The sequence below is a fragment of the Nocardioides sp. CFH 31398 genome (assembly GCF_022436705.1).
Lineage (GTDB): Bacteria > Actinomycetota > Actinomycetes > Propionibacteriales > Nocardioidaceae > Nocardioides.
Genome location: NZ_JAKUHT010000028.1, coordinates 24,037 through 47,044 on the forward strand (window position 1 = coordinate 24,037; position 23,008 = coordinate 47,044).

Genomic DNA, 23,008 nt, shown 5'->3' on the forward strand with positions numbered 1-23,008 from the left:
GTTCCCAGGGTGAGCGAGCGCACCGGGCCTCCCGACCCCACCGACGAGCCGGCCGGCCGGCCCCTCGTCCGGGTGGTGCAGCACCAGGGCGACTGCGCGCCCGCCTGGTTCGGCACCTGGCTGGAGGCCGCCGGCTGCGACGTCGAGGTCCTCCAGCCGTGGCGGGGCGAGAAGGTCCCGGCGCGGGTCGACGCCGACGGCCTCGTGGTCCTGGGCGGCTCCATGGGCGCCCACGACGACGACACGGTGCCCTGGCTCGGCCCCGTCAAGGCGCTGCTGCGCTCGGCCGCGGACGACGGGACACCGACGCTGGGGATCTGCCTCGGCCACCAGCTCGTCGCCGTCGCGCTCGGCGGACGGGTCGCGCGGAACCCCGCGGGCCAGACGGTCGGCCTGACGACGATCGGGTGGACCGAGGACGCGGCGTCGGACCCGCTGGTCGCCCCGCTCGTGGCCCCCGGCTCGGCCTCGCAGCGCGGCGTCCACTGGAACGACGACGTCGTGGTCGAGGAGCCTGCCGGGACCGTCGCGCTGGCCCGCACGGCCGACGGGTCGCTTCAGGTGGCGCGCTTCGCGGCGACGGCGTGGGGCGTCCAGCTGCACCCCGAGGCCGACCGCCGTGTCGTCGACCCCTGGGCCGCCGGGGACGCCGTGCGCCACGCGGAGCAGGGCCGCGACCAGGCCGGGCTGCTGGCACGGATCGAGGACGCCGGCCCGGAGCTCGCCACCGCCTGGGAACCGTTGGCGCGCTCGTTCGCCGGGCTCTGCCGACGTCGGTCCGCCGATCGCCCGGCCGATCGCTCCGCCCTGGGGGCGGGCCGCCGATGAACCGCGGCACGCTGCGCGGGGCCCTGCTGCGTGCGGGGTTCGTCGACACCGAGCGTGCCGAGTCGTCGCTCGCCGCGATCCGGGAGGTCGCCGGCGACTACTCCTCCGACGCCCTCGTCGCGCCGCTCGGGGCGACCGCCGACCCCGACCGTGCGCTGTCGACGCTGGTCGACGTCGCCGAGCAGCTGGACGACGCCTCCGAGCTGTGGGCGACCCTCGCGGACGACGAGGGCACGGCGATGCGCCTGCTCAGCGTCCTCGGCGCCAGCGAGGCCCTCGGCCGTCACCTGTGTCGTCACCCGGAGCAGTGGCAGGAGCTGCGCGACCCCCTGCTCGGGTCGACCCGACCCGCGGCGTACGCCCTCCGCGCGTCGCTCCTCGCCGCGGTCGGCGCCGAGGCGCACCCCTGGAGCGGGCCGGAGGGGCCCGTGCCGGTCGCCGGCCTCGACGCCGACGAGGCGATGGACGCGCTCCGGGTGGAGTACCGGCGCCTGCTGCTGCGCCTCGCCTCCCGCGACCTCGCCCACCACCTGGGCGTCGACGACGTCGCCGCCGAGCTCTCGGACCTCGCGGCCGGGACCCTCGAGGCCGCGCTCGCCGTCGCCCGCCGCGTGGTGGGGGAGCGCCACGCCTGCGCGCGGCTCGCCGTCCTCGCCTTCGGCAAGTGCGGCGGCCACGAGCTGAACTACGTCTCCGACGTCGACGTGGTCTTCGTCTTCGAGGCCGCCGACGGCGAGGACGAGAACGAGGCCCGCCGGGTCGCCACCCGGCTGGCGACCGAGCTGATGAAGGTCTGCGGCGAGCACACGGGCGAGGGCACCATCTGGCCGGTCGACGCCAACCTCCGACCCGAGGGCAAGGCGGGCCCGCTGGTCCGCACCCTCGCCGGCCACGTGGGCTACTACGAGCGGTGGGCGGCCACCTGGGAGTTCCAGGCCCTGCTGAAGGCGCGGCCGGTGGCGGGTGACCTCACCCTCGGCGCGGCGTACGTCGAGGCGCTGTCGCCGATGGTGTGGCACGCGGCCGAGCGGGAGAACTTCGTCGCCGACGTCCAGCGGATGCGGCGCCGCGTCGTCGAGCACATCCCCTCCGACGAGGCCGAGCGCCAGCTCAAGCTGGGCTCCGGCGGCCTGCGCGACGTCGAGTTCGCCGTGCAGCTGCTCCAGCTGGTGCACGGCCGCGGTGACCCCGAGATCCGCGAGCCCACGACGCTGAGCGCGCTCGCGGCGCTCACGCGGGGCGGGTACGTCGGCCGCGAGGACGGCCAGGCGCTGCACGACGCGTACGCGTTCCTGCGCACCCTCGAGCACCGGATGCAGCTCGAGCAGCTGCGCCGCATCGCCGTCGTCCCCGACGACGAGGACGCGCTGCGCCGGCTCGGGCGGTCGACCGGGGCGCTGAAGGACCCGGCCGGTGAGCTCGACCGGTGGTGGCGCCACCACCGCCGTGAGGTCCGCCGCCTCCACGAGAAGCTCTTCTACCGTCCGCTGCTCGGTGCGGTGGCCCGGATCCCCGGCGAGGACACCCGCCTGTCGCCGGACGCCGCACGGACGCGTCTCGCCGCGCTCGGGTACGACGACCCGGCGGCTGCCCTGCGCCACCTCGAGGCCCTGACGGCCGGGGTCTCCCGCGCCTCCGCGATCCAGCGCACGCTCCTGCCGGTCATGCTCGAGTGGTTCGCGGACGCCCCGGACCCCGACGCCGGCCTGTTCGGCTTCCGGCGCATCAGCGAGAGCCTGGGCGACACGCCCTGGTACCTCCGGCTGCTGCGTGACGAGGGCCAGGTCGCGCAGCGGCTCGCGTCGCTGCTGGCGACCTCCCGCTACGCCACCGACCTGCTCCAGCGCGAGCCCGAGGGCGTGCGGATGCTGGGCGACGCCCTGCGACCGGTGGAGTCGGAGGCGCTGACGGCGGAGATGCTCGGCGTCGCCCGCCGCCGGGCCAACGCGGAGGAGGCCGTCCGTGCCGTGCGCGGCGTCCGGCGACGCGAGCTGTTCCGCACGGCCGCCGGCGACCTCGCGGGGACCGTCGACGTCACCGAGGTCGCCGAGGCACTGTCCCGTCTGACGGACGCCACCCTCGAGGCCACCCTCGAGATCGCCCTGCGCACCGTGGCCGAGCAACGCGGCCTCGACGAGCGTCCCGCCCGGATGGCGGTCGTCGCCATGGGCCGCTACGGCGGCTTCGAGCTGTCGTACGCCTCCGACGCCGACGTCATGTTCGTCGCCGAGGCCGCCCCCGGCACCGCCGGCGAGGACGACCCGCAGCTCGTGACGTCGTACTCGCGGGCCGTGGTCGGCGAGCTGCGGCGGCTGCTGTCGCTGCCCGCCTCCGACCCGCCGCTCGAGGTGGACGCCGACCTGCGCCCCGAGGGCCGTCAGGGCCCGATGGTGCGCACGCTCGCGTCGTACGGCGCCTACTACGCGCGCTGGTCGCACGTGTGGGAGTTCCAGGCGCTGCTCCGCGCCGACGCGGTCGTGGGCGACGAGGACCTGCGCCGCCGCTTCCACGACATGATCGACCCGCTCCGCTTCCCCGAGGGCGGGCTCGACGCCCACGGCGTCACCGAGGTGCGCCGCATCAAGGCGCGCGTGGACGACGAGCGGTTGCCCCGCGGCGCGGACCGTCGTACCCACCTCAAGCTCGGCCGTGGTGGCCTCGCCGACGTCGAGTGGACCGTCCAGCTCCTGCAGATGCAGCACGCCGGGAGGATCGAGTCCCTCCGGACCCCGCGCACCCTGCCCGCGCTGGAGGCGGCGGTCCGGGCCGACCTCATCGACGAGGGGGACGCCGGCCTCCTGGCCGACTCCTGGCGCCTGGTGAGCAGGCTGCGCAACGCCGTCACGCTCGTGAGGGGCAGGGCCGCCGACCAGATCCCGTCGGACCCGCGCGAGGCGGCCGGCGTGGCCGCGCTGATGGGGTACGCGCCGGGCCACACCGACGAGCTGCTCAACGACCACCTGCGCACCACGCGCCGGGCCTCCGAGGTCGTCGAACGCGTCTTCTGGGGCTGAGACGGAACCCCTCGTGCGGGGTTTCGCTGGGGTTTGCGGGTGTCTTGAGGATGTCGTGTGGGGGCTTGCGGATGTGCTGAGTGTGCTTGCGTGAACCACGGGTGTTCCGTGCTGGTTGGTCGGCTCCTGGCTTGAGGCTGGGCGTTCAGAGTTGTCCTCATCAAGCCAGTGACCTGGGCCGGGGGGCCGAGGCCGATCACTCAGGAGCAGACATGAGCACCAAGGGCACTCGCAAGGCCGTCAAGTCCGTCTCGAAGTCCAGCCGTCGTTCGACCTCGGCGAAGGTTCTCGCCTCGGTGGTGCTGGTGGCCGGCGCGGCTGGTGTGGCGGGTCTGGGGACGTTCGGTTCGTTCACGTCCTCGACCGCGGCGGACCAGGCGGTCTCCTCGGGCAAGGTGACGCTGAGCTCGGCGGGTCAGGCCACGCGGGGCTTCGACGTCGCGGCGTCGAACCTGGTGCCGGGCGACACGGTGCAGCGTGCGGTGCAGCTGACGCGGGCCAACGACTCCGAGACGTTCGGGTCGGTGAAGCTGACCACGACCGCGGCGAGCAGCAACCTGCTGACCTCCGACGCGACGAACGGTCTGAAGCTGAAGGTCGACCAGTGCTCGGTGGCGTGGACCAAGGCGGCGAACAGCAACGAGCTGACCTGCTCGGGCACCACGACCAACCTGGTCGCGCAGCGTGCGGTGATCGGTCAGAACCTCGACCTGGGTGCGGCCACCACGGCGCTGAACGGCTCGGGCAAGGTCGCGAACCTGCGCGCCGAGCTGGTGCTGCCCACGGCTGCGGACAACACCTTCCAGGGCCTGTCCAACACGGTGACCTTCACCTTCGACGCCACCCAGCGCACCGCCGACTACCGCTGACCTCACCACCTGACCGCACCACCTGAACGCACCCGGACTGCCGGGCGGGCGCTGACACCTGGGGGGGAGCAGCGTCCGCCCGGCCTACACCACTCGATGCCGCACGCACCTCCACCGGTGCGGGCGGCATTGAGCGTTTCTTGAGCAAAGCCCTCCGGGCTTGAGCAAACCTCTCGGGTTCCCTGGTCGTCCACGGGCTCCTCGCTTGAGCCCGGACCGCCAGAGTTGACCCATCACCAGCAGCACGGACCACCACGCACCGGGAGCCACCATGTCGATCGCCTCGCTCGGGCAGCGCGCCGACACCGCACCGCGCCACCGCGGCCACCGCGCGGACCGCACGGAGCACGCCGACCAGGCGGGCCGCGCCGTCCGGACGCCGCGCGCCGCGGCCGCCGGCTCCCGCAGCTCCTCCTCGGCCGCCGGCCTCCGCGGTCTGCGCCGGCTGGGCACCGTCGTGCTCTGGACGGCGATGGCCTTCGGCATCGCCACCTTCGCCTTCCTCGCCATCGGGCCCCACGTGCTCGGCTACCGCACCGCCACCATGCTGACCGGCTCCATGGAGCCCGGCATCTCGCCCGGCGACGTCATCGTCTCCGTGCCGCGGCCGGCCTCCGAGGTCGCCGTCGGCGACGTCATCAGCTACCACATCCCCGTCGAGGACCACCGCGTCGAGACGCACCGGGTCGTCGAGGTCTCCTACGCGGAGGACGGCGCCCCGGTGGTCGTCACCAAGGGCGACGCCAACCCCAACAAGGACCCCTGGACCGCGCACCTCGCGGGCGACACCGTCTGGCAGCAGGTCGCCGTCGTCCCGCACCTGGGCGAGGTCGTCCAGGTGATGCGCTCGCCGCTAGTCCAGAAGTACGTCTTCTGGGGCGCGCTCGCCTCGCTCGTGCTGCTCATGATGAGCATGATCTGGCGCGGGGAGCCCGGCGACGGCGACGACGAGGGGGAGGACGTCGACCGCGACGGCGTCGAGGGCTCTACGATCGGCACTGCACAGGTCGCCGGACAGGTCGCCGGGACGGGGGGGAACCGATGAGCGACGACGCGTCGAGGCTCGCCGACGGGCAGGCCCTCGACCGGGCCGCGCTGGACAAGCTCGCGTCGGACATGGAGGACGAGTCCTTCGCCCTCGCGTTCGCGCGGCGCTACCAGCAGCTCCTCGAGCGGCGGGTCAGCCGGATCGAGAGCGCCCTCGAGGACGCCGACCTGGACCGCGCCATGGATGCGCTGCTCAGCCTCAAGGTGTCCTCGACGACCGCCGGGACCCGAGAGCTCATGCGGCTCGCCACGGACATGGAGGCCGACGTCCGCACGATGGACCTCGGCTCGGCCCGCCGCCGGGCCGACGGGCTGCGCGACGCTGCCGCGCGGGCCGACCGGGCGCTCGCGGCGTACCTCCGCGTCTGACGAGCCGACGAGGGCCGAGGGGGCCGACAGCGAGGACAGCGAGGACCGTGAGGGCCTTGCCCCGGGCGCTCAGGCCGTGACCGCGGCCTCCATGCGGTAGCCCACGCCGCGGACGGTGCGGATGAACCGCTGGTCGCCGGCGCCCTGGCTGAGCTTGCGGCGCAGGTTGCCGACGTGGACCTCGACGAGGTGGGTGTCGGACGCCCACTCGTTGCCCCAGACCGACCGCAGCAGCGCCTCGCGGCTCCACACCCGGGCGGGCGTGCGCATCAGCTCGGTGAGCAGGTCGAACTCGGTGCGGGTGAGCTCGAGCTCCTCGCCGTTGCGGTGCACCTGGCGACCGTCGACGTCGACGGTGAGCATGCCGTGGCGCAGCACCTCGTGGTCCTCGCCCGGCATCGCCGGTGCGGCGATCTCGGGGCTGGGCGTGGCCTCGGCCTGCGGACCGCGGCGGGGGCGGCGGAACATCGCGTTCACGCGCGCGGCCAGCTCGCGGGAGCTGAACGGCTTGGCGAGGAAGTCGTCGGCACCGGTCTCCAGGCCGATGAGGCGGTCGACCTCGTCACCGCGGGCGGTGATCATGACGACGTACGCGTCGGTCTCGGATCGCACGCGACGGCAGACCTCGAGGCCGTCCAGACCGGGCAGGCCCAGGTCGAGGGTGATGAGGTCCGGGTCGAACTCCGGCACCGCGGTGACCGCGGACGGCCCGTCGTGCACGGTGCGGACCTCAAAGCCCTGCTTGGCCAGGGTGAACCCGATGAGCTCGCTGATGTCCTCGTCGTCCTCGACGACCAGGGCGCGACGCTCGGTCGTGGCGGGGGTGCTCATGAGGGCAAGGATGCCAGACCTTGCACTTACCTTGAGCGCGAACCACCACGCGCTTGCGACCTTCCCGACACACTGGTGACACCGGTCGGGGGGCCGGCGTCCAGACGCTGACGGGAGGACACATGGTCGACCACGTACGACGCGCCGTCGTCGTCGTCCTCACCGCGCTGGCGTTCATCGTCGCCCCGCAGGTCGCGTCCGCGACCTTCTCCGACCCGGAGTCGCCCGCCCTGGCCGTCTCCACCGCGTCCCTAACGGAGCCCGCCAACGTCGCCGTCACCGGCTCCTGCGGCGGCGGCGTCCTGTCGCGGGGCATCACCGTCTCCGTCAACGGCTTCGCCGGCAACGACTACGCCGGGGCGACCTTCGCCTACACGCTCTACCGCGGCACCGGCAGCAGCGTGGCCGACACCGAGACGACCTCCTCGCGGACCGTGACGCTCACGGCTCCGAACCAGTTCCTCGGCAGCGGCACCTTCCGGGTCACCATCCAGCCGCGGCTCGCGAGCTGGACGGGTCCGACCTTCACCCGCACCTTCACCTGCTGAGCCGCACTCCGCCACGGGCCCCCGGTCACCGGGTCCCTAGGGTGTCGCCATGTCCGGCGTACCCCTCCGCGTGGCCCTGGTCAACGACCACGCGCTCGTCGTCGCCGGGACCGCCGGCCTGCTCGCCCCCTTCGCCGGCCGGATCCGGCTCGTCGAGCAGGCCGTCGAGGTCGCGCACGACCCGGACGTCGAGGTGGACGTCGTCCTCTACGACACGTACGCCCTGCCCGGCGAGGCGTCGATCGACCTCGACCGCGCCCTCGCCGGCAGCGACGCCCGGCTGGTCGTCTACAGCTGGAACGTCGACCCGGACGTCGCCGAGCGGGCGCTGGCCGCCGGCGCCAGCGGGGTGGTGTCGAAGGCGGCCAGCGCCGAGACCCTGGTCGAGAGCCTCGAGCGGATCCACGCGGGGGAGGAGCTGGTGGTCCTGGGTGAGCCCGGCGTCCGCGGCGACGCCGCAGCGGGCGACGACGGCGCCGCCCCCGGTCGCTGGCCCGGTCACGACCACGGCCTGAGCCCACGGGAGTCCGAGGTGCTGGCCCTGATCTGCATGGGGCTCAGCAACGTCGAGGTCGCCGAGCGTGCCGTCCTCGGTGCGAACACGGTCAAGAGCTACGTCCGGTCGCTCTACCGCAAGATCGGCGTGACCACGCGGGCGCAGGCCATCCTGTGGGGCGTGGAGCACGGCTTCCTGCCGGACCGGGTGCGCCGGGTGCACCACGGCGACGGATGAAGTGCCGGTCCGGCGCCCGGCCCCCGAGGGCGCGGCCTCCGGCTGCGTGAGTGGAGCTCACGGCCGCCCGGTGGGCGCCGGACCGGCCCCCCTGCCTGCATCCCAGCCCGGCCGGAGGGGGCCCGACCACACCCGCAGGGGTGATCCGGGTCTCCCTGGCCCCTGGCGCGGTCAAGACTGACTGTACGCTCGCCGCATGTCGCTCCCCGAGGTCCTGGCCCGCCCGCTGCGCCTGCCGGTCGTCGCGTCACCCATGTTCATCGCCTCGGGTCCGGCGCTGGTCCAGGCCGAGTGCCAGGCCGGCGTGATCGGTGCGTTCCCGGCGCTCAACGCACGCCCGGCCGAGGTGCTCGACGAGTGGTTGACCGAGATCGAGGAGGGCAACGCGGCGTACGCCGCGGCGAACCCCGACGCGATCGTCGCCCCCTTCGCGGTCAACCAGATCGTGCACCGCTCGAACGGCCGCCTCGAGGAGGACATGGCCACGATCGTCGAGCACCGGGTGCCGATCGTCATCACCTCGCTGGGCGCCCGCACGGAGATCAACGACGCCGTCCACTCCTACGGCGGGATCGTGCTCCACGACGTCATCCACGACCGTTTCGCGCGCAAGGCGATCGAGAAGGGCGCCGACGGGCTGATCGCCGTCGCGGCCGGGGCCGGCGGCCACGCCGGCGCGCAGTCGCCGTTCGCGCTGCTCGGCGAGATCCGGCAGTGGTTCGACGGCCCGCTGCTGCTCTCCGGGGCCATCGCGCACGGGCGGTCCGTCCTCGCCGCGCTCGCCGCCGGCGCGGACCTGGCCTACGTCGGCTCCGCCTTCCTGGCCACGACGGAGGCGAACACCGAGGAGAGCTACAAGCAGATGATCGTCGAGTCCGGGGCCGGCGACATCGTCTACTCCGACCTGTTCACCGGCGTCCACGGCAACTACCTGCGCGGCAGCATCGAGGCGGCCGGCCTGGACCCCGACGACCTCCCGACCTCGGACCCCTCGGCGATGGACTTCGGCTCCGCCGACGGGTCGGCGAACTCGGCGAAGGCGTGGCGCGACGTCTGGGGCTCCGGTCAGGGCATCGGCGCCGTGGACGCCGTGGTCACCACCGCGGAGCTCGTCGCCCGCCTCGAGCGCGAGTACGACGAGGCGCGCTCGCGGCTGACCTCGCTGACGGCCTGACCCCCGGGGCGGCGGCTAGTCGCCGAAGCGCGCCCGGCGGCGCTCGCGGAACGCCGCGGCCCCCTCGGCGAAGTCCGCGGAGCCCAGCAGCCGCCGCTGCTCGCGGCGCTCGGTCTCGAGCGCGTCGGTGAACGCGGGCAGCCCGCGGGCGTCGACGGCTCGCTTCGCGGCGGCGTACGCGTGCCGCGGGCCCGCGGCCAGCCGGGCCACCAGCGCCGCCGACTCCTCGGCGAACGTCGCCGCGGGCCAGACCCGCGCGAACAGCCCGAGGCGCAGGGCCTCGTCGGCCTCGACGCGGTCGCCGAGGACGGCGTACGCCAGGGCGCGGGGGCGCCCGAGCGCGGCGACGAGGTACGCCGTCGCCCCGCCGTCCGGCATGAGGCCGATGGCGTCGAAGCCGCCCTTGAGGTACGCCGCGTCGCTCGCCACCACCAGGTCGGCGCCCATCGCGAACGAGGCGCCGACCCCCGCGGCCGGGCCGTTGACGAGCGCGACGACGAGCTGCGGCACCTCGCGGAACGCGAGGGCGAGCCGGTTGACGCTGTCGAGGGTGGAGGCGTCGGGCAGGGCCCCGTCGTCCGCGACCCCGAGACCCGCCGCACCCAGGTCCGCCCCGGCGCAGAACGCCCGACCGGCGCCGGTCAGCGTGACGACACGGACGTCGTCGCGCTCGCCGGCGGCCTCGACGAGGTCGACGACGCGCAGGACGAGGTCGGTGGTGACCGCGTTGAGGGCGTGGGGCCGGTTCAGGGTCAGCGCCAGGACGCCGTCGTGGTCCTCGACGAGCAGGTCGGAGTCGCTCATCCGGGCACTATACGGTCACCGCTGACCGTTGTAGCGTGCGTCACTCCCGCCCCCGGAGGTCGTCATGCATCCCGGTACGCACGCCGCCACCCACCCCGACAAGGCCGCGATCGTGCACACCGACAGCGGGGTCGTCCGCACCTACGCCGACCTGGAGTCACGCTCGACCCGGCTGGCGCGGTACCTGCGCGAGCAGGGTCTCGGCGAGGGGGACGACGTCGCCTTCCTGTCCGGCAACCTGCCGGAGGTCTTCGAGGTCTACTGGGCCGGGCTGCGGTCCGGGTTCGTGGTCACCGGCGTCAACCACCACCTGACGGCGGGGGACGTCGCCTACATCCTGGACGACTGCGACGCGCGGGCGCTGCTGGTCTCCCGCTCCTGCCTCGACCTGGCCCAGGAGGCGCTCGGCGGGCTGGAGCACGTCGGCGTCCGGGTGCTGCTCGACCCGGGGCCCGGGGGCGCGCCCCGACGGCTGGACGTCGTACGAGGAGGTCATGGCGTCGACCTCCGACGCCCCGCTGGGCTCGCAGCCGCGCGGCGTCGACATGCTCTACTCGTCGGGCACCACGGGCCGGCCGAAGGGCGTCAAGGCACCGCTGCCCGGCCACGAGATCGACGAGCGCCTCGACCTGTTCACGATGGTCTTCGCGCCGGCGTACGGCTTCGACACCGACACCGTCTACTACAGCGCGGCCCCGACGTACCACGCGGCGCCGCTGCGGTTCGGCGGCGTCGTCCACGCCGTCGGCGGCACCCTCGTCATGTCCGACCGGTTCGAGCCCGAGGCCGCGCTGGCCGCGATCGAGACCCACCGGGTCACGCACAGCCAGTGGGTGCCGACGATGTTCGTGCGCATGCTGAAGCTGCCCGACGCGGTGCGGTCGGCGTACGACGTCTCGAGCGTGTGGGTCGCGGTGCACGCGGCGGCGCCGTGCCCGGTCGAGGTGAAGCAGCGGATGATGGAGTGGTGGGGCCCGGTGCTCCACGAGTACTACTCCTCGACGGAGGCCAACGGCATCACGATGGTGACGCCGACCGAGTGGCTGGAGCGCCCGGGGACCGTCGGGCGGGCCAGGCTCGGCACCCTGCGCGTCTGCGGCCGTGACGGCGCCGAGCTGCCGGCGGGGGAGACCGGTGTCGTGTACTTCGAGCGCGACGTGCGGCCGTTCAGCTACCACAACGACGACGCCAGGACGGCCGCCGCGACCCACCCCGACCACCCCACGTGGACGACGACCGGCGACATCGGCCACGTCGACGCCGACGGCTACCTCTTCCTCACCGACCGGGCGGCGTTCACGATCATCTCGGGCGGCGTCAACGTCTACCCGCAGGAGATCGAGGACGCCCTCGCCCTCCACCCGGACGTCCTCGACGTGGCCGTCGTCGGCGTGGCGGACGACGACCTCGGGCAGGTCCCGGTCGCCGTCGTGCAGCCCGCGGACGGCGTCCGGCCGACACCCGAGCTCGCCCAGCGGATCCTCGCCGACCTCGACGGGCGCCTGGCACGGTTCAAGATCCCCCGCACCCTGCACTTCACCGACGCGCTGCCGCGCTCCGCGACCGGCAAGCTCGTGAAGAAGGACCTCGCCGCGCGGTTCGCCCGAGGCGTCTCCGGCGGCTGAGGTGTGGGTCGAGGCTCAGCCCAGCAGCTCGCGGCGGGCGACCTGCTGCCAGGCGGCGACCTGAGGGTCGGTGCCCGGGTCGCGCGGGGCGAAGGAGTAGGTCAGGGCGACGCCGCGCATGCTGGTCGTGACGACCTCGCGCACCGCCGGGTAGTGGGGGTGCGCCACGAGGTCGGGGCCGAACATCGCGTCGGTGGACCGGCGGATGTCCTGGCCGAGGGCGTGCTCGAGGGGTCGCAGCGCGTCGGCGAGGGCGCGGTGGTGGCGCGCGGCGAGCCACAGCTCGGTGGCGGCCCAGAAGAAGCCCTGCTGGTAGCCACGCCACATCTCCCCGATGGCCTCGTCGATCCGCTCGCCGGGGTCGGTCGGCCAGTCGGTGCGCTCGCGCTGCGCGGCCAGGCGGGCCTGGACGAGGTGCTGGACGGCCGCCACCAGCAGGGCGTCGCGCTGGGGGTACTGGTGCAGCAGCCGGCCGCGGCTGACCCCGGCCCGCTCCTGGATCCGGAGCGTCGAGGCACCCGCGTAGCCGTGCTCGATGAGGACCTCCACGGCCGCGTCGAGCACGTGCTGCTGTGTACGGCGGCTGCGCTCGGCGAAGTCCGGACGGTCGCGGCGGGCGATCCCGCCGTCGGCGTCGGGGTCGGCCGAGGTCATGGACCCACGCTAGGCGCACGCCTCCGCGCCGTCCCGACGGGTGTCGGCGGGTCGTCGTACGGTCCGCGCATGGCGGCGAGGCGACCGGACCCGGACCCGTCACTCGCCGTGCGGGTGGCGCCGTACGCGCTGGCCCTGCCGGGGGCGTACGAGGAGGACGCGTGGACGGGACTGCGGTGGCGGGTCCGCGGGCGCACCTTCGCCCACGTCATGGCGCTGCACCACGCGGACGCCGTCGCGCGGCTCGGGGCGGCGCCCGACGCGGTGGTCACGGTCGTCCGCCTGCGGTGCGTCGGGCCGGAGCGGGCCGCACTGGCGGCGATCGGGCAGCCGTACCTGCCGGCGGACGACGACGAGGTGCTCTCGGTCGTCCTCGGGCCCGACACCGACTGGGAGGAGGTGGGGGAGCTGGTGACCGAGAGCTGGCGGGTGCTGGCGCCCGCCCGGCTGGTGGCCGAGCTGGACACCGGACCCGGGCCCTGACGCGGCCGGATGGCTCACACCCCCGCGGGGGACGCGAGGACGTCGAGCAGCTGGAGCCGTTCGTGGCTCGGGGTGCCGGGGATCGCGGTGTAGACGAGCAGCGAGTGCCCGTCCTCCGGGTCGAGCAGCGTCTGGCAGGTGAGGTCGAGGCGGCCCACCTCGGGGTGGAGGAAGGACTTCGTCCCGTTCGGCCGGACGCCGATCTCGTGGCGCTCCCACAGCGTCACGAACTCGTCGCTGGCCTCACGCAGGGCGGCAGCCATGGCGTCGGCGCGCGACCCCGGCCCGCGCTTGGTCACCATCGCGCGGGCCTGCGAGGTGAACAGCCGGGAGAGGTGGTCGTGCTCGTCGGGGTGGTAGATCCGTCGCGTCTCGGGGCGGGTGAACCAGCGGAACGGCAGGCTGCGCTCCCAGCCCTCGAAGCGGGTCGAGTCACCGGTGAGGGCCCGCCCGAGACGGTTCTGGCGCAGCGTCTCGCCGAGCTCGGTCACCACCTCGGCGGGGGTGTCGTCGAGGCGGTCGAGGATGCGGAGCACACCGGGGCTGAGGTGCCGGCCCGCACCCGACCCCGTGGGTGGGGCGTGGCCGACGAGCCGGAACAGGTGGTCGCGCTCGTCACGGGTGAGGTGGAGGCCCTGCGCCATGGCCGCGACCATCTGCTCGGAGGGCCGGGGCCCACGCTCCTGCTCCAGCCGGGAGTAGTAGTCGGTGGACATGTGGCACAGCACGGCGACCTCCTCGCGCCGCAGCCCCGTCGTCCGTCGTCGCTGCCCGCGGGGCAGGCCGACGTCCTCCGGCTGCAGCGACGAGCGACGCCGCCGCAGGAAGTCGGCCAGTCCGGTCCGGTCCACGCCGTCCCCCCCCGTCTGCTCGGTCGCGGTCGTCTCCGTTCTACCGTCCCGCGCCCGGCGCATCCACGGACCGCCGATCCCTGGTTCGACCGGCCCTGGATGGCGCCGCCGGGACGCCGCAGGGTGGAGGCACCGGCCGGCGGACCGCCGGCCCCACCCCAGGGAGCCACCCATGCCTCGCACCCCTCACCTCGACCTCCCCGACCTCACCGGTCGTCTCGCCGTCGTCACCGGCGGCAGCGACGGGATGGGCGTGCCGCTGGCCGCCCGCCTGGCCGGGGCGGGCGCAGAGGTGGTCCTGCCGGTCCGCAACCGCGCGAAGGGCGAGCGCGCGCTCGCGGCGATCGCCGACCGCGTGCCCGGGGCGCGGGTCTCGCTGCGTGACCTCGACCTGTCGTCGCTCGACTCGGTGGCCGCGCTCGGCGCGACGCTCCGCGAGGAGGGACGCCCGGTCCACCTGCTGGTCAACAACGCCGGGGTCATGACGCCGCCCGAGCGGCGGACGACCGCCGACGGCTTCGAGCTGCAGTGGGGCACCAACCACCTCGGTCACGTCGCCCTCGTCGCCCACCTGCTGCCGCTGCTGGCGGCCGGGCGGGCGAGGGTGACCTCGCAGACGTCCATCGCGGCCAACCGCAACACCGTGAGCTGGGACGACCCCGGCTGGGAGCGCTCCTACGACGGGATGCGGGCCTACAGCCACTCCAAGATCGCCGTCGGCCTCTTCGCCCTCGAGCTGGACCGCCGCAGCCGTGCCGCGGGGTGGGGCATCAGCAGCAACCTCGCCCACCCCGGGGTCGCACCCACCAGTCTGCTCGCCGCCCGGCCCGAGGTGGGTCGCAGCCGCGACACCGCCGGCGTCCGGGTGATCCGCCTGCTGTCGCGGGTGGGCCTGACCGGCACCGTCGAGTCGGCCGCGCTGCCCGCCGTCCTGGCCGCGACCGCGCCCGAGGCGGGTGGACGGTTCTACGGTCCCCGCGGACCCGGCCACCTGGGTGGCGGACCCGCGGAGCAGTCGTTGTTCGACAACCTCCGCAGCCCCGAGGACGGCGCCCGCATGTGGGAGCTGTCCGAGGAGCTGGTCGGTGTGCCGCTCACCGTCGGGTGACCCGGGGCACCCGACGGCGTGGGGCCCTCAGCGCGGGGTGAGCCCCGACGACGCGCCGAACCTCCTCGACCCGGCGTACGTGGCCCGCGCGCGGGCGTCTCGAGGAGCGACCGGTGTCTCGACGCGGGCGGTGCCGTCCTCGAGCCGCACCCGGCGCGTCCTGCCGTCGACCGTCACGGCGACGGTGCCCGTGGGTGCGACGCCGGTGTCGGTGTTGCGGACGGTCACGACCGCGACGCCGCCACGGTCCGGGCTCGGGGTGCGACGCCACTCGACGGTGGTGGCCGTGCGGGCCGGGCGGACCGTCAGCTCCTCGACGACGCGGGCGCCGTCGACGTCGCTGTCGGTGTCCGGCACGAAGACGAACGTGAGGCGCTGCTCGCCGGTGCCGAGCCGGGTCCCGTCGAGCTCCGGACGGGCCACGCCGTCCACCACGGGGGCGGTGGCGACGAGGGTGCCGGCGCGGCGCACCCGGACGGTGCCGCTGACGTCCGTGGCGTCGGCCCCGGCCTCGCTCACGCGGACGCGCGGGCGCAGGTCACGGCCGTAGCGGACCGCGTCGGGCAGGCCGCGCACGGTCAGCTCGGCCTCGCCCCGGGTCAGCCGGTCGACGCCGAAGATCGTCGTCGTGCCGGAGACCTCGTTGCCGACCGCGACGAGCGGTGCGCCCGTCGGGGAGTCCGCGGCGCCGATGAACTCGACGCCCTCGGGGCCGAGGTCGCCGGCCTGGTCGAGCACGGCCTCCGGGTCCTCGGCGTCGCCGACGGAGACGGAGAAGTCGCGGTTGTTGACGTAGGTGACGAACGCGGAGTCCGCCGGGTCCGTGACGTCGAAGACCATGAGCCCGCCGATGCGCTCCAGGCCGACGAAGGCGTAGGTGCGCCCGCCGACGCGGCCGACGTCCAGGTTCTCCGGCTCCGGGCCCTTGTCGTCGGAGCGGGTGTCGAAGGTGGTCGTGTCGTGGGCGGAGTTGAAGAAGTCGGGCACCGCCTCGGCGGTCAGCTGCTCGAACGCGTCGGCGGAGTCGAAGACCCGCTCGCCGTCGGTGGTCCAGACGGAGAACGAGCGGGAGCCGAAGGAGTACAGCTCGGCGTAGCAGGCGCCGGCCTCGTCGTAGCCGGACGCCGTGGTGACGTTCAGGCGGCCCAGCTCGGTGTCGCCGAGCAGGCCGGCGGCGGGGGAGTCGGCGCACACGGTGAGGTCCCCGGCCCGCTCGGGCTCGGCGTAGTCGCCCCACTCGCGGGCGTCGCCCTCGTTGGCGGTGACCAGGTACGTCGTCCCGCCGGCGGTGTAGGACTCGATGCCGTCGGGCATCGGCAGGCCCTGCACCGGGCGCGGCTCGATCGCGACCTCGCCGTCGCGGTCGGAGGTGTCGAGACCGTGGCCCTCCGCGGAGTGGTCGACCGGCTCGAGCGGGAGCAGGTCGGTGACCTCGGCGCCGTCGAGGTCGACCACCGCGACGGCGTTGTTCTCCTGCAGCGCGACGTAGGCGGTGGGGCCGTCGGTGGTGACGTACTCGGGCTCGAGGTTGCGGGAGACCCGGAAGCCCTCGCCGACCTCCGGGCCGAACACGCGGACGCCGGAGGGGAGCGGCCGGGACCCGCCCTGCTCGAACGCGTGGAAGTCGGCGGTGCGGACGTCGTCCTGGACCGGGGCGGTGAGGCCGGTGGGGAGCTCGACGACGGCGACGGAGCCCTCGGGGTCGACCGAGTAGTCGTCGGCCGGCTCACCCTCGTTGGCGACGACGGCGCGCTCGCCGTCGTCGGTGATCGTCACCATGTCGGGGAGGGCGCCGACCTGCACGTAGCCGAGCCAGTCGAGGCTCTCCGCGTCCGCGAACGCGATCCAGCCCGGGTCGGTCTTGACGGGCGCCTCGAGCGCGACGGCCAGCAGCCCGTCCTCGCGGACCGCCACCGAGTTCGCGGTCACCCCGTCGTCCGGCAGGCCGGGGACGTCGGAGGCGAGCAGCGAGGTCTCCTTCGTCGGGTCCGCCGGGTCCGAGGCGTCGAGGACGTCGAGCGCGCCGGAGAGCGCGTTGACGACGAACAGGCGCTGCGTGGCGGCGTGGAAGTGGACGATCTCCGCGGCCGACTGGTCGAAGACGCCGGTGCGGTAGGTCCCGAGCGGCTCGACCGACAGCGCCGCGTCGTCGGCCGAGAGGACGACGGGGTCGGGCACGGCCGACCCCGCGCCCGAGGCGGTCGGCAGACTGGCGAGCAGCGGCGTGCCGAGGGCGGCGAGGGCGAGCGGGACGGCGTACGACGCGGGGCGTCGGCGGTGGCGGCGCGGAAGCATGCGCGCACGGTAGGGACGGCGGGGGCCACGCGCGGTGCGCCGGGGCGAGGAGCAGGTGACGGCGTGGCGAACAGTCGGGGTGCGGGCCCGGCGGCGCGCGTGGTGCGACAGTGACGCCCATGAGCCTCGACGCCCCGGCGTACCGGACCACGACCGTCGCCGTCGACGGCGGCGACCTGACCGTCGGCGTCTGGGGCCCGGACGACCCGGACGCCCCCACCGTCGTCGCCGTGCACGGCATCACCGCCTCGCACCGGTGCTGGCCGCTGGTCGCCGAGGCCCTGCCCGGCACGCGCGTCGTCGCCCCGGACCTCCGCGGTCGTGGCCGCAGCGCCGACCTGCCCGCGCCGTACGGGATGGCACGGCACGCCGCGGACGTCGCCGCCGTCCTCGACGCCCTGGTGCCCGGGCCGGTGACCCTCGCCGGCCACTCGATGGGCGGGTTCGTCGTCGTCCACCTGGCCGCGCTCGTGCCCGACCGGGTCACCTCGCTGCTGCTCGTGGACGGCGGCCTGCCGCTGCCCGCGCCGTCCCGTCCCGCCGAGCCCGCCGAGCCCGCCGAGCCCGCCGGGGACGCGGGTGGGCCGGACGTCGCGGCCGCCCTGGGGCCGGCGGCGCAGCGCCTGACGATGACGTTCGCCTCCCGCGAGGCCTACCGGGACTTCTGGCGCGACCACCCGGCGTTCGCGTCCGAGTGGAACCCCGCGGTCGAGGACTACCTCGACTACGACCTGCGCGGGACCGAGCCGGAGCTGCGACCGAGCACGAGGGTCGAGGCGATGGCCGCCGACGGCGCCGAGCTGTTCGGCCACCCCGCCCACCTCGCCGCGCTGGACGCCGTCGCCGAGGCCCAGGTCCCGGTCACGTTCCTCCGTGCGCCGCGCGGTCTCATGGACGAGCCCGAGCCGCTCTACCCGACGGCCGCCGTGGAGGCCGCCGCCGAGCGCCTCCCGCTGCTCGCGGCGTACGACGTCGAGGACGTCAACCACTACACGATCCTGCTGAGCCCCGCCGGCGCGCTCACGGTCGCGGAGCGCCTGCGCGGCTGACGTCTCAGCCCTCGCCCTCGGAGCTGTCGTTGCCGTGGCGGCGGAGCAGGGGGCGCACCGCGGTGCGGGCGGTGCCGGGGCCGAGGACGCCCACGCCGATCACCTCGTCGAGGACGCTGATGACGACCTCCAGCGACTGGATGAGCGCGCCGTAGACGGGCCACGACCGGCCGGGCAGCCCGACCTCGTCCAGCTCGTCGACGAGGACGGCGAGCCGGCGGCGCAGGTCGCCGACGTCGGGGTCCCACTGCGTCGCGAGCTCGCCGGTCTCGCACAGGATGGCCAGCCAGGGCTCGCGGAAGCGGGGGTCCCACTCGGCGGCGGAGACGACGGCCTCGGCGATGATCCGGGCGATCGACCGGGTGCGGGCGATGGCGTCCTCGAGGCGGATCAGTCGCTCCTCGCTGACCTTGACGTCGGTCGCCCGGCGGGAGCGGCGGCGGCGGGCGTTCCAGCGGTGGCTCTCGCGGGTGAACTGCAGCAGCTCCTCGGCGCGGTCGAGGTCGCGGTCGATCTCGCGGGTCTCCTCGATCCAGGCCTCGGTGTGCTCCTGGCGCGCGGGCAGGGACATGTCGTCGGCCATCTGCTTGAGCAGGCGGCCGAGCCGGGTGGTGACCTCGTCGAGCTGGCGGCTGGCCAGGCCGTGGTCGAGCGGCGGGACGATCACCATGTTGACCACGAGCCCGACACCGACGCCGAGGAGCGTGTCGAGCAGGCGGTGGGTGAGCACCGTGTCGTTCTGCGCGAAGCCCGCGGTCAGCACGAACAGCGCGGTCGTCGCGACCGTGGCGCCCTCGGTCCGCAGGCCCTTGACGTTGCTGATCAGCAGTCCGACGAGCACGGAGACGGCGAGCGCCGCCGCGCCGTACCCGAGCAGCTCGACGGCCGCGAACGACAGCAAGATCCCGAGGAACGAGGCCAGGACGATCTGCGAGCCGCCCTTCACCGAGCGGAACACGGTCGCGCTGACGGTCAGCATCGCCGCCCACGGCGCGAGGAACGGCTGCTGCAGTCCGAGCCACGTGTCCGCGAGCGCCCACGCCGCCGACACCGCGATCGTCGCCTTCAGCGCCTGCAGGATCGGGGTCCGGACCTCGGCCTTCGTGATCGTGCGGACGCTGCGCCACGAACGCGCGCGGCCGAGCCGCTCGTCCATCTGGGTCACCGACGTGTCCTCCCTCCCTCGCTGGCCCCCGGGCAGACAGTAGGGCAGGACGGCCCGGTCCCGGTCGAGCCCTCGGGGCGGCGGACGTCGCCCGGCGGTCCCGACGCGCTCGACCACCTCAGGTGGTGAACGAGAAGCGCTGCACGGGGTCCCAGGGGCCGCCGACGTAGCGCCAGACGGCGAGGGCGTCGGCGGTGGCGGTGGTGGGGGTGAAGGAGCCCCGCAGTCGCTCGAGGGTGGCGCGGGCCACCTCGGGCGTCGCCTTGTTCTGGACCGTCACGTGGGGGCGGAGGCCCTGGGAGTCCTGGCGGGTGAGGTCGTCCGCCCAGGCCTGCTGCAGCCGCCGGTGCAGCGCGACGAGCTCGGGCGCCTCCAGCCGGTACGCCGCGCCGCGGCCGAGCGCCATCACCTCGGTGACGCGCAGCGTGAACGCCGGCCGGTCGGCCTCGGCGGCGACGTCCGCGAGCACCCGCTCGAGCCGCTCGCCGGGGACGGCGTGGAACAGCGTCAGGTGAGCACCGACCGGCGAGCGAGGGAACAGCTCGGCGCGCTCGGCGTCGAAGCGCTGCTGGTGCTCGGCGTCGAGCTCGAGGGTGACGACGAGGGGGTCCACGGCCTCGGGGTACCCCGACGCGTGCACCTCAGCCCGGTCGGACCCCCAGGCGGACGCCGAGGCGGGGGTCCTCGTCGTACTCGGTGCGGAACAGGCCGCGTCGCTGCAGCTCGGGGACGACGAGGTCCACGAACGACTCCACGCCGTCGGGGGAGGAGTCGACCATGAGCACGAACCCGTCGGCCGCGCCCTCGGTGAACCAGCGCTCCAGGTCGTCGGCCACCTCGGTGACGTCGCCGACGAGCGAGCGGTGACCGATGGAGCCCTCGCGCAGGAAGTCGCCGACCGTGCGGCCCGGGGTGTCGAAGAACGACACGACGGCCTGGCGGAACCCCTCGGTGCCGCTGGTGGTCGGCACCCGCGCCGCGTCCGGGATCGTCTCGTCGACCCTGAGCGAGCCCGGCTCGAGGCCGAGGAAGTACTCCAGGCTGGTGAGCCGTGCCGGGGCCCCGCCCACGAGGTCGTCGAGGGCGGCGCGCTTGGCGACCGCCTTCTCCTTCGTCTCACCGACGACGACGGTGACGCCGGGGAAGAGGGTGACGTCGTCCGCCGCCCGGCCCGCGGCGACCGCGCCGGCGCGCAGGCCGTCGCGGTAGTCGCGCGCCGACTCCAGCGTGAGCTGGGCGGCGAAGACGGCGTCGGCGTACCGCGCGGCGAGGTCGCGACCCGGCCCGGACGCGCCGGCCTGGAACAGCACCGGCCGGCCCTGCGGGGGCGGCGGCACCTGCAGGGGGCCGGCCACGGTGAAGAACTCGCCATCGTGGTCGACGGGGTGCACCTTGGCGGTGTCGATGAAGGTCCCGGACGCCGGGTCGAGCGCGAGGGCGTCCGGCTCCCAGCTGCTCCACAGCGCGCCGACCACGTCGAGGAACTCCCCGGCGCGGCGGTAGCGGTCGGCCTTCTCCGGCAGGTCGGCCAGGCCGAAGTTCCGCGCCGAGTTCGGGTCGAAGCTCGTCACGACGTTCCACCCCGTGCGCCCGCCGCTGACGTGGTCGAGGGAGGCCACGACGCGGGCGACCTGGTACGGCTCGGAGAAGGTCGTGCTGATCGAGCACACCAGGCCGAGGTGCGTCGTCTCCGCCGCCAGCGCCGACAGCAGGACGACGGGGTCCAGCGTCCACCGCGGCTGCCGCGACGACTCCGGCTGGAGGGCGAGGAAGTCGGCGAGGAACACCCCGTCGATCCGACCGCGCTCGCAGGCGCGGGCGATCCGTCGGTAGTTGTCGAGGTCGACGAACGCCCTCGGGTTCGCCCCGGGCGCCATCCACGCGCCCTGGTGGACGCCGGAGGGCTGCATGTTGACGATCAGCTTCATCTGCCGCTGGTCCCGGCTCATGGCTGCTCCCTGGTGTCGTGGGCGGTCAGGTCGAAGGCGAAGTCGGGGTCGCCGGCGGTGAGGTCGAGCAGCGCGTGCTCCCAGGCGAAGTAGTCGCGGTACCAGGCGTCGCGCGCCGGCCCGAAGTCCGGTGGTCCGACGTGGTCGACGACCTCGCCTCCCGCGACGCGCTCGTCGTCGGTCGTGGCGGGCAGGTCCGGCGACCACGACAGCACGACGGCGTCCACCCCGGCCCCGCGCAGCTCGGCGGCGGCCCACGCGGCCTCGACCGGGTGTCGCGGTGGCGCCTGCAGGTCGTGGCCCTCGGGGGCGGGCAGACCGCCGCCGCCGACCAGGACGACCCGGCCGTCGACCCCGGTGGTGAGCGCCGGCAGGTCATCGCGACGCGACAGGACGGCGCCGGGCAGGTGTCCCTCGCGGTAGTGCGCGGAGGTCCGCAGGTCGAGCACCAGGTCGTCGCCGTCCGGCACGGTGCCGGGAGGCAGCACCGGCACCGCCGGCGGGGCGGGCGGGGCGGGGGAGGGTCCGACGAGACCGGGGTCGTGGACGGCGACCGCCAGCGGCCCGTCGTGCAACGGCCGCAGCCACCGGGCGGTCGTGGCGGCCCGGACCAGGTCGTCGGAGTCGACGAGCACCACCCGCGCGCCGAGGACGGCGAGGTGGTCGTCGGTCGCCTGCACCAGCTGGCCGCCCTGGATGCCGCGGGCGCCGGCGACGACGCCCGCCGCGTGCTCGGCGGGGCTCCGCACGTCGACGAGGTACGTCGTCCGGCCGCCCTCCTCCGCGACCGGCAGGTCGACCACCGGCACCCCGAGCGCGCCGAGGGCGGCGCGGGCCCGCGCCCGGACGTCGTCCGGCACGTCGCCCGGCGCGGGGAGCGCCTCGCGGGCGCCGGACTCGACGTCCAGCCCGGCCCAGCCCCACGCGGGCAGTCCGTGGTGCAACGAGTGCACCGGCTGCACGACGCCGAGCTCGCGCAGCGTCTGCGCGCCGACGATGCCGCGGGTGCGACCGGCGCAGTTCACGACCACCCGGGTGGTGGCCGGCAGGGCGGCGAGCGCGGGCAGGGCACGCAGGGCGAGCTCGGCGCCGCCGCCGGTGTCGAGACCGCCGGGCACGTGGTGGTGGACGTACTCCGCGTGCGGGCGGGCGTCGAGGACGACGACGTCCTCGCCCGCCGCGCGCCACCCCTCGACGGTGGCGGCGTCGACGGTCGGGGTGCCGAGGTCCCGCTCGACCTGCTCGCCGAGCGTCTTGGGCCGCACCCCGCTGCCGGTGTGGAGCCGCTCGCCGGCCGCGGCCCACCCGGCCGCCCCGCCGTCGAGCAGGGAGACGTCGTCGTACCCGAGGCCGGCGAGGACCCGCGCGGCCCAGGCGTCGAGGTCGGGGTCGGAGGCGAGCACGACCGGGGTCGACCGGCGGGGGACGAGGGCGGTGACGCGCTCCTCGAGCCCGTGCAGCGGGACGCCGCTGCTGCGGGCGAGGTGGCCGCGGCTGCGGGCCAGGGGGGAGCGGACGTCGAGCACGGCGAGCTCCCGCCCGTGGGAGTCGGGGCCCGTCAGCAGGGAACGCAGCGCGGCGGGGGTCACAGGGCGAGCCTCCTCTTTGTCGA

21 protein-coding genes and 1 pseudogene are annotated in these 23,008 nt (G+C 74.9%); 13 read left to right on the forward strand and 9 right to left on the reverse strand.

Annotated elements, in window-relative coordinates; translation table 11 throughout:
- The first annotated feature begins 9 nt into the window (after positions 1 to 9).
- The 5 genes from MJ876_RS18395 (at position 10) to MJ876_RS18415 (ending at position 6,127) form a co-directional block, all read left to right on the forward strand.
- Positions 10 to 828 carry a type 1 glutamine amidotransferase gene (locus tag MJ876_RS18395; RefSeq protein WP_240238662.1) on the forward strand — a complete coding sequence of 273 codons (819 nt, stop codon included), beginning with the start codon at positions 10 to 12 and terminating at the stop codon, positions 826 to 828.
- Positions 825 to 3,842: a bifunctional [glutamine synthetase] adenylyltransferase/[glutamine synthetase]-adenylyl-L-tyrosine phosphorylase gene (locus MJ876_RS18400; protein WP_240238664.1), complete on the forward strand. Its 3,018-nt coding sequence runs from the start codon at positions 825 to 827 to the stop codon at positions 3,840 to 3,842. Before MJ876_RS18395 ends, MJ876_RS18400 begins: the two co-directional genes overlap by 4 nt.
- Positions 3,843 to 4,054: 212 nt before the next feature.
- Positions 4,055 to 4,711, forward strand: coding sequence for a TasA family protein (locus MJ876_RS18405; protein ID WP_240238666.1), 657 nt, complete (start codon positions 4,055 to 4,057; stop codon positions 4,709 to 4,711).
- Positions 4,712 to 4,982: 271 nt separating this feature from the next.
- Positions 4,983 to 5,756, forward strand: a complete 774-nt coding sequence (locus MJ876_RS18410; protein ID WP_240238668.1) for a signal peptidase I — start codon at positions 4,983 to 4,985, stop codon at positions 5,754 to 5,756.
- Entirely contained in the window at positions 5,753 to 6,127 is a 375-nt protein-coding gene (locus MJ876_RS18415) for a hypothetical protein (protein WP_240238670.1), read from the forward strand. The genes MJ876_RS18410 and MJ876_RS18415 overlap by 4 nt, the downstream gene beginning before the upstream one ends.
- 69 nt (positions 6,128 to 6,196) lie before the next feature.
- On the opposite strand, the gene MJ876_RS18420 is transcribed toward MJ876_RS18415, so the two are convergent.
- On the reverse strand, positions 6,197 to 6,958 hold the full coding sequence (locus MJ876_RS18420) for a response regulator transcription factor (protein ID WP_240238672.1): 762 nt from the start codon (positions 6,956 to 6,958) through the stop codon (positions 6,197 to 6,199).
- A gap of 122 nt (positions 6,959 to 7,080) precedes the next feature.
- Between MJ876_RS18420 and MJ876_RS18425 the strand changes: the two genes are divergently transcribed.
- The 3 genes from MJ876_RS18425 to MJ876_RS18435 all read left to right on the forward strand — a co-directional run bounded on the left by MJ876_RS18425 (position 7,081) and on the right by MJ876_RS18435 (position 9,413).
- Complete coding sequence (locus tag MJ876_RS18425; protein ID WP_240238674.1) at positions 7,081 to 7,506, forward strand: hypothetical protein; 426 nt, start codon at positions 7,081 to 7,083, stop codon at positions 7,504 to 7,506.
- Positions 7,507 to 7,555: 49 nt separating this feature from the next.
- Positions 7,556 to 8,239 carry a response regulator transcription factor gene (locus MJ876_RS18430; RefSeq protein WP_240238676.1) on the forward strand — a complete coding sequence of 228 codons (684 nt, stop codon included), beginning with the start codon at positions 7,556 to 7,558 and terminating at the stop codon, positions 8,237 to 8,239.
- A 196-nt stretch (positions 8,240 to 8,435) separates the two neighbouring features.
- Entirely contained in the window at positions 8,436 to 9,413 is a 978-nt protein-coding gene (locus tag MJ876_RS18435; protein WP_240238678.1) for a nitronate monooxygenase family protein, read from the forward strand.
- Between the two features lie 15 nt (positions 9,414 to 9,428).
- Here MJ876_RS18435 and MJ876_RS18440 read toward each other — a convergent pair whose 3' ends face one another.
- Positions 9,429 to 10,217, reverse strand: a complete 789-nt coding sequence (locus tag MJ876_RS18440) for an enoyl-CoA hydratase-related protein (protein ID WP_240238680.1) — start codon at positions 10,215 to 10,217, stop codon at positions 9,429 to 9,431.
- A gap of 64 nt (positions 10,218 to 10,281) precedes the next feature.
- Between MJ876_RS18440 and MJ876_RS21970 the strand changes: the two are divergent.
- Positions 10,282 to 10,611: pseudogene (locus MJ876_RS21970) on the forward strand (AMP-binding protein); the annotation flags it as partial.
- A 100-nt stretch (positions 10,612 to 10,711) separates the two neighbouring features.
- Positions 10,712 to 11,842 (forward strand): AMP-binding protein, encoded by a 1,131-nt coding sequence (locus MJ876_RS21975; RefSeq protein WP_275695297.1) that lies wholly within the window; start codon positions 10,712 to 10,714, stop codon positions 11,840 to 11,842.
- Positions 11,843 to 11,857: 15 nt separating this feature from the next.
- On the opposite strand, the gene MJ876_RS18455 is transcribed toward MJ876_RS21975, so the two are convergent.
- Positions 11,858 to 12,496: a TetR/AcrR family transcriptional regulator gene (locus MJ876_RS18455; RefSeq protein WP_240238682.1), complete on the reverse strand. Its 639-nt coding sequence runs from the start codon at positions 12,494 to 12,496 to the stop codon at positions 11,858 to 11,860.
- Positions 12,497 to 12,565: 69 nt separating this feature from the next.
- On the opposite strand from MJ876_RS18455, the gene MJ876_RS18460 reads away from it, so the two are divergent.
- Complete coding sequence (locus MJ876_RS18460) at positions 12,566 to 12,979, forward strand: MmcQ/YjbR family DNA-binding protein (RefSeq protein ID WP_240238684.1); 414 nt, start codon at positions 12,566 to 12,568, stop codon at positions 12,977 to 12,979.
- Between the two features lie 14 nt (positions 12,980 to 12,993).
- On the opposite strand, the gene MJ876_RS18465 is transcribed toward MJ876_RS18460, so the two are convergent.
- Positions 12,994 to 13,830: a helix-turn-helix transcriptional regulator gene (locus tag MJ876_RS18465; RefSeq protein WP_240238686.1), complete on the reverse strand. Its 837-nt coding sequence runs from the start codon at positions 13,828 to 13,830 to the stop codon at positions 12,994 to 12,996.
- Between the two features lie 172 nt (positions 13,831 to 14,002).
- Between MJ876_RS18465 and MJ876_RS18470 the strand changes: the two genes are divergently transcribed.
- Positions 14,003 to 14,938, forward strand: coding sequence for an SDR family oxidoreductase (locus MJ876_RS18470; protein WP_240238687.1), 936 nt, complete (start codon positions 14,003 to 14,005; stop codon positions 14,936 to 14,938).
- Between the two features lie 27 nt (positions 14,939 to 14,965).
- On the opposite strand, the gene MJ876_RS18475 is transcribed toward MJ876_RS18470, so the two are convergent.
- On the reverse strand, positions 14,966 to 17,233 hold the full coding sequence (locus MJ876_RS18475; RefSeq protein ID WP_240238689.1) for a choice-of-anchor I family protein: 2,268 nt from the start codon (positions 17,231 to 17,233) through the stop codon (positions 14,966 to 14,968).
- 119 nt (positions 17,234 to 17,352) lie between these two features.
- Here MJ876_RS18475 and MJ876_RS18480 point away from each other — a divergent pair, with 119 nt between their 5' ends.
- Positions 17,353 to 18,282, forward strand: coding sequence for an alpha/beta fold hydrolase (locus tag MJ876_RS18480; RefSeq protein WP_240238691.1), 930 nt, complete (start codon positions 17,353 to 17,355; stop codon positions 18,280 to 18,282).
- A 4-nt stretch (positions 18,283 to 18,286) separates the two neighbouring features.
- Here the strand turns inward: MJ876_RS18480 and MJ876_RS18485 are convergent, their stop codons facing one another.
- The 4 genes from MJ876_RS18485 to MJ876_RS18500 all read right to left on the reverse strand — a co-directional run bounded on the left by MJ876_RS18485 (position 18,287) and on the right by MJ876_RS18500 (position 22,985).
- Positions 18,287 to 19,438 (reverse strand): aromatic acid exporter family protein, encoded by a 1,152-nt coding sequence (locus MJ876_RS18485; RefSeq protein ID WP_240238764.1) that lies wholly within the window; start codon positions 19,436 to 19,438, stop codon positions 18,287 to 18,289.
- Positions 19,439 to 19,565: 127 nt separating this feature from the next.
- Positions 19,566 to 20,060, reverse strand: a complete 495-nt coding sequence (locus tag MJ876_RS18490) for a 2'-5' RNA ligase family protein (RefSeq protein WP_240238693.1) — start codon at positions 20,058 to 20,060, stop codon at positions 19,566 to 19,568.
- Between the two features lie 28 nt (positions 20,061 to 20,088).
- On the reverse strand, positions 20,089 to 21,396 hold the full coding sequence (locus MJ876_RS18495; protein WP_240238695.1) for an NtaA/DmoA family FMN-dependent monooxygenase: 1,308 nt from the start codon (positions 21,394 to 21,396) through the stop codon (positions 20,089 to 20,091).
- Entirely contained in the window at positions 21,393 to 22,985 is a 1,593-nt protein-coding gene (locus tag MJ876_RS18500; RefSeq protein WP_240238697.1) for a rhodanese-like domain-containing protein, read from the reverse strand. Before MJ876_RS18500 ends, MJ876_RS18495 begins: the two co-directional genes overlap by 4 nt.
- Between the last annotated feature and the right edge of the window lie 23 nt (positions 22,986 to 23,008).